Below are 1,768 nucleotides of genomic sequence, written 5' to 3' on the forward strand. Positions count from 1 at the left end.
TGTTTAACATTTTTGAATTCAAAACTTTTTTATAAATTCCATTTTCAGAGTTTGAGTGAGAACAGTTTTTGGCAACGTGTTTATATATGGTTTGTTGCGTGGTTTAAGCAACTAATTTAGTAAATAATTACTGACAAAGAAAGTCCGAGAGGACTTTCGTAAGTGAGCAATAAGCCAGCAATAAATTATATATGGTGTTGTAAGTAGTACTTTTTAGCACTATATTTTAAATTCATTTCCATAAACATATTGATCTATTTCAATTCCTAAATTTAGTTTACTTAAACGGTTAATTGTTTCTATATCAAAATTAATTGCCATATTTCCGCTAATGTATTGTTGATGATGAATTGTAATTCCAGTATCAGCCATTTCAGTCAGTTTTATTATTCCGTCAAAATTTTTTTCCAATTCAGTTAAGAGTAGTTTTAGTTTCGTATCTAAATCATAAGCTCTACTTTCAATTGGCTCAAATGATAAACGACTAAAACTATATTTTCCTTTTCCAATTTTTCTATCATCATTTACGCTCCAACCTTTAAGTCCGCTTAATTTTGTCAATTCCGAAAGTTGCTTAAAAGTCAGATTTTCGGATGTTGCTGTAAAATAAACTTGATTTCCATTTTCTGTTCCGACATTCGCTATTTCATTATTTTCTTTATAGAAATAAACACTCAAAAAAAACGGTTCATTTTTTACTCTAAAATAAACAACATTTGTTTCATCTAAAGATTCAAAGTCTACTCGCTCAACTTTAAGTTTTCCATTCTCCTTTTCTACATTAAGAACTTCAAGAAGTTGTTCAGTCGTTCCGAAAGTTGGGTTTTCTATTTCTGAAATAGCTTTTCTTATTAGCTCGTTTTTCAATGTGTTCTCGATTTTTTTTGTATTACTTACAACGTGTTTGTACAAGGTTAGTTGCGTGGTTTAAGCACTAAATTTACTAAATAATTACTGAGAAAGAAAATCCGCGAGGATTTTCGCAAGTAGGCAAAAAGCAAGCAATTAATTTTGTACGGTGTTAGGCACTGGCTTTTTAATTCCAAAATTGTTTCAGTTTATTCCAAAAGTTAGTTTTTTCAATTTTACTTTTATTTTCTTTTTTAGCTATTTTTTCAACAAATTTCTCGGGATTCGTTAAAAAATCTACAGATCTAGAATTCTTTAAATCTCCAATTATTAATTCAAGTTTAGGTAGAAACAAAATTCCTTCATTATTATAAACTATAAGTTCTTTTTTCTCGCAAATTTCAAGTATTCCAGTTAGGAAATTTTCAATATTTCTTTTCTTTCTCAAGTCAACTCTAAAGCTAAATTCTTCAATAACTCTAGAGTATTTATTAAATGCTATAAAACAATCATTGTCTTCTTCAAGATTTTCATTTCCTTTCCAACTGATTGATTCCAAATAGCCTTTACTCCATTCTACTCTTTTAACAAGTTTGTCAATATTTTCAACTAGCTCCGATTTTTTTATTTTAGAATTTTTCCACCAATTGATTGTATTTACATCTTCAAAATTAGGTTCAGGCAAATTTTCAATATCAATTACATTTTCCCAATATTTCTCCCAAGCATCTTCATTAACTTCAAGTTTATTTGGAATTTTTCCAAATTTTTCCAAAACAGATTGTTTAGGAATAACAGTAAGTTGATATTGCCAAATAGCCATTTTTTGAGTGTTGCTTTGCGCTGTCTTGTCCTGAAATATGGCTACAGGTTAAAATTGAATTAAGCTGATAATTTATATACCATATTTGGTGTTTTA

At 28.6% G+C, this 1,768-nt stretch carries 2 protein-coding genes; both read right to left on the bottom strand.

Annotation, left to right across the window (positions count from 1 at the left end; translation table 11 throughout):
* Window positions 1-219: 219 nt before the first annotated feature.
* A complete protein-coding gene (locus tag ACYPV9_RS14205; protein WP_459744823.1) occupies window positions 220-867 on the bottom strand; it encodes a DUF4279 domain-containing protein in 648 nt (215 codons plus the stop codon).
* Between the two features lie 169 nt (window positions 868-1,036).
* The gene (locus ACYPV9_RS14210) at window positions 1,037-1,672 is read right to left on the bottom strand and encodes a hypothetical protein (protein WP_459744825.1); all 636 of its coding nucleotides are present in this window, start codon (window positions 1,670-1,672) and stop codon (window positions 1,037-1,039) included.
* Window positions 1,673-1,768 lie beyond the last annotated feature (96 nt).

It is taken from the genome of Polaribacter sp. OB-PA-B3, from assembly GCF_054589375.1.

What these genes read in the sequence shown, in the direction of transcription:
- ACYPV9_RS14210 (WP_459744825.1), bottom strand. Translation starts at nt 1,672, where the DNA reads ATGGCTATTTGGCAATATCAACTTACTGTTATTCCTAAACAATCTGTT.